The organism is Candidatus Aquarickettsia rohweri, from assembly GCF_003953955.1.
GTDB classification, from domain to species: Bacteria; Pseudomonadota; Alphaproteobacteria; order Rickettsiales; family Midichloriaceae; genus Aquirickettsia; species Aquirickettsia rohweri.
This window is the reverse complement of the sequence record NZ_RXFM01000111.1, coordinates 1-3,951: the sequence shown is the minus strand read 5'-3', so window position 1 is coordinate 3,951 and position 3,951 is coordinate 1. Positions and strand designations below refer to the sequence as shown.

The following is a 3,951-nucleotide window of genomic DNA, read 5'->3' as shown; positions in this document are numbered from 1 at the left end:
GTATAAAACCATTTGCAGTTGGCAGAAAAAATTGGATGTTCTGTGCAACAACTAAGGGTGCTAAAGCTAGTGCAAATATTTATAGTATTATTGAAACTTGCAAAGTAAATAAGATTAATCCTTATGATTATTTAAAATATTTGCTGAATCATATTCATGATTATTCTGATCCAAAAGAGTTAGTAAATTTACTTCCATATAATATTGATAAAAAAATATCATCAAATTAAATTTTTTTTAGAATTATCAAAAAACTTAAGAAACCCAAAGAAAGGCGGATAATACTTGTCAAGATGGGGATATTTTAGCGTTTACAAAGATTTGTATTTAGCTAACTCTTTAAAATTGACATATTCTGGTATTAAAATATTTGCAAAAGATACAAAAATAAAAGCATATAATTGCAGCACATGAATAAACTGTACATACAAATGATAAATAAGATTTACTTATATCTTTAACTTAAACTTTAAAAAAGTATTAACTAACTTCTCTATCATTTTTTAGTTATCTCCATTGGTTAAATCAGAATCATTATCCTTTTGCTTCTGAGCATCTAGATACTCTTTAGACCTAGAAATCAACTCTTTAGCAATTTCTTCATCAAGACCTTCTATATTTGCAACAGAATTTATATCTGCATCAGCTAAACTTTTAATATTTAAAAAACCTTCAGAAGCAAGTAACTGGGCTAAAATTTCTTCTAAATTTAACACTTCCATAAATAACTTTGTAATGCTATTAAATTCCTCTTGCCTTCTAGTTGACTCTATTTCTTCAGTGGTTATATTAATTTTCCAACCTACTAATTCTGATATTAATTTTATATTTTGCCCTCTTCTACCAATAGCTTGACTTTGATCTTCCTTAGGTACAATTATCTCGATCTTATTCTGTTCTTCATCAATAATTACTTTAGAAACTCTAATTGATGACCCTAATGAATTGACCACAAATGTAGCTGGATCATCACTCCATTTAACAATATCAATTTTCTCACCTTTAAGCTCTTTTATAATTGCTTGAACTCTTACACCCATCATACCTACACATGAACCAACTGGATCAATTGATGGGTCAGAAGAGTATACTGCTATTTTTGTTCTAGATCCAGGATCTCTCGCAATATTTTTTACCTCTATAATCCTGTCATATATTTCTGGCACTTCTTGCTTAAACAATTGAGTGACAAAATCTTTATGGGTTCTAGATAAAATTAATATAGGTCCATTAGACTCTTTATCTAACTTAGCTAAGCAAGCCCTTATTCTATCTCCTAGCTTATAAAAATCTGTTTTTAAAGTTTGATCTTTCTTTAATATTGCTTCAGCACTTCCAAGCTTAACAATATATCCACCTGTTTCAATCTTCTCTACAACACCATTTAATACTTCACCTACTCTATTTTTATATTCTTCAAAAACTTTATCTTTTTCAAGCTCTTTAACTTTGTTAATTATAATTTGTTTTGCAGATATAGCATTTAATCTTCCAATTTCTAGTGGTGGTAAAATTTGTTTAATCACATCTCCTTCATTAATATCTGTATCAGTTTCTAGTGCTTTAGAAATCTCAATAGTTTTAACTTCTTCGTTATTTTCATCTCTAGTATTATCAGAAATAAAACCATCTTTAACAACTAGCACTTCTCTATAAAGTTCAATATTCCCCAAGTTTCTATTAATATGAGCCTTAACCTTAATATTAGCACCATATTTTCTTTTAGCTGCTATCGCCATTGCTTCTTCAAGAGCTTCAATTATAGATTCTTTTGATATTCCTTTATCTCTTGCTACAGCTTCTGCAACATGTAGTATTTCATTTCCACCAAAATTTTTATTTTTCATACCCAAAATTAATTTATATTATGTTCATATTGTAAGTAAGCTTCTAAAATCGAATCAAATCTTATAGTTATAATATCATCTTCATCTTTTGTCTTCATTAAAATATACTCATCTTTTACTTCTTCTATATACCCTTTAAAATTTTTTTTATCTAACACTTTAAATAAAGTATTAATTTTAATTAATTTGCCTTTATGTTTTATAAAGTCTTTTAATCTAGTTAATGGCCTATCTATACCAGGAGAACTAACCTCTATAGTATAATCACTTAATCCAAGATCATTTAATTTTAAAATCTCTATTATTACTTTATTAACGTTCTCACAATCTGCAATTCCAACTTGAGTATCATCCACTTTATCTATCATAATCTGGCATTTTTTTTCTCTACTATTTTTTAAAGTTCTAACCCTAATGATTTCATATACATCTTTTTTTATTACTTCTTCTAATAATTGTACAAGTTCCTTCTCTTTTTGAGTGTTATATACGTTAAACATTTTAATAATTTGGAGTAAACAAAGAATTAATTGATTACATATCATAAATTTGTAAAATAAAAAGTCAAGAGAGTATTTATATGTTTTATTTATGTATCAAAAAATTAAAAAGACTATTGTCAATTTTTAGTTGATGCTGAAATAAGAAAGGAAGATAGTTATAATAAAATAACTTAATAAAAAAATATCATAATTATGCGGCAAATTTGAGCACCTCATTAGGAACACAACAAATTTAGAATTAGTAATATAAAATGTTGATTAAGAAACACGTAGTAATGTAATAAAGTCTTATGCTCAATAATATTTTTCCAATAATATTAGCTTTTTTATATTTACATCAAAATTATTATATATCTAAATTTGGACATGACAACATATCAGTGTATGCATCACAAATCTTGTCACCTATAATGGGTGCATCTGTTTGTAATTTACCAATCATATCTACAAGCTTTAAGTAATTTTCCTCATGCTTTTGTTGTTGCTGTTGATGCTGGCAAAGTATTTTCTTAGTGTCCATATTTGCCACATCAATTGCAGCCAAAAATCGACCTGCATTTTTATCTTCCATATCCGCTAGTACCTTACAGTAGTCAATATGATCCACTTCAGAAATTTTTCTAGTATAATAAAGTTTTGACTTTAAGACCTCATATGACAAATATCCACCTGTAGAAATTTTAGAAAAATAAGATAATACACTGTGTATTCTATAATCAATATATAAATCTGAATAACCTAGCATCAAACCTGCTTTTAATACTTCGGATTCTCTTAAATTACTTCCCTTGAGCAATATTGTTACCTCATCGTCCATTCCTTCCCACTCAATCATTGATTTATATACTCTATCTGCTATCTCTTGACCATATATATATATATAAATCTCTGAGGTGGAGAATCAATAAAAAATCCTTCCTCCTGCATCATTGCTCCCATTTCACTTACTAAAGAGCTAACATCTCTATTTACAGAATATAGTTGATCTTGATAACCATTCATTATCTAAGACAACTTAGAGATAATTTTATTGCTGACATAGTAAATAATAGCCGAAATAGCAATTGCTTTAAATAATTTTACTATTGCTGAATTACTATAGTATAAATCTATTATGGAATCATATATTCTCAATTCGCTAAATTCTGGCTCTTCTTTTGGAATATAATGTGAAGTGGAAAGCTTATTGGTTATGGTCGAAGATTCTTGTAGAATCTTGTCTATTGCTTTTTGTACTGCCATCGAATTAGGCTCAGTGGCTTTTGATGTCATTGTGTACTCAATATATTATTAGGTAGGAATTATACATTACATTTAACTAAACTGCAAAAAATTTAGATAATTCTTAGGCTAAATCTATGTTTCTTTGTAAGAGCTAAAATAAGGGCATCTAGGCAAGAATAAAAATAAGTGGTAGAACAAAAGCCTAAAAAAATAGAGGCTAATGATGCTATTAGAAAAAAAGAAAAAAAGAATAAGTAATGAAAAATGGAAAGAGCTAGTAGAAGAATATAAAAAAAGTAATGTAAGTAAATATGAATTTTGTAAGCAAAAGAATGTGCCGAGAAGTACATTTTATAAATGGCACAGAATTCTTGTAG

General features: G+C 27.7%; 8 protein-coding genes. 3 read left to right on the top strand and 5 right to left on the bottom strand.

The window, feature by feature from the left end:
* A partial coding sequence (locus EIC27_RS08455; protein ID WP_205702304.1) for a transposase domain-containing protein occupies nucleotides 1-230 on the top strand: 230 nt, incomplete at its 5' end.
* 55 nt (nucleotides 231-285) lie between these two features.
* On the top strand, nucleotides 286-414 hold the full coding sequence (locus EIC27_RS07950; protein WP_276310346.1) for a hypothetical protein: 129 nt from the start codon (nucleotides 286-288) through the stop codon (nucleotides 412-414).
* 89 nt (nucleotides 415-503) lie between these two features.
* Here EIC27_RS07950 and nusA read toward each other — a convergent pair whose 3' ends face one another.
* The 5 genes from nusA to EIC27_RS06360 form a co-directional block, all read right to left on the bottom strand.
* Complete coding sequence (nusA, locus tag EIC27_RS06375; protein ID WP_126045230.1) at nucleotides 504-1,847, bottom strand: transcription termination factor NusA; 1,344 nt, start codon at nucleotides 1,845-1,847, stop codon at nucleotides 504-506.
* 8 nt (nucleotides 1,848-1,855) lie between these two features.
* Complete coding sequence (locus EIC27_RS06370) at nucleotides 1,856-2,347, bottom strand: ribosome maturation factor RimP (RefSeq protein WP_162298362.1); 492 nt, start codon at nucleotides 2,345-2,347, stop codon at nucleotides 1,856-1,858.
* A gap of 349 nt (nucleotides 2,348-2,696) precedes the next feature.
* Nucleotides 2,697-3,185, bottom strand: a complete 489-nt coding sequence (locus EIC27_RS06365; RefSeq protein WP_126045228.1) for a hypothetical protein — start codon at nucleotides 3,183-3,185, stop codon at nucleotides 2,697-2,699.
* Between the two features lie 20 nt (nucleotides 3,186-3,205).
* The gene (locus tag EIC27_RS07160) at nucleotides 3,206-3,352 is read right to left on the bottom strand and encodes a hypothetical protein (protein WP_154663854.1); all 147 of its coding nucleotides are present in this window, start codon (nucleotides 3,350-3,352) and stop codon (nucleotides 3,206-3,208) included.
* Between the two features lie 3 nt (nucleotides 3,353-3,355).
* The gene (locus tag EIC27_RS06360) at nucleotides 3,356-3,592 is read right to left on the bottom strand and encodes a hypothetical protein (RefSeq protein WP_126045227.1); all 237 of its coding nucleotides are present in this window, start codon (nucleotides 3,590-3,592) and stop codon (nucleotides 3,356-3,358) included.
* 202 nt (nucleotides 3,593-3,794) lie between these two features.
* Here EIC27_RS06360 and tnpA point away from each other — a divergent pair.
* Nucleotides 3,795-3,951 (top strand): IS66 family insertion sequence element accessory protein TnpA (tnpA, locus tag EIC27_RS08450; protein ID WP_410519448.1); only part of this gene is annotated, 157 nt, incomplete at its 3' end.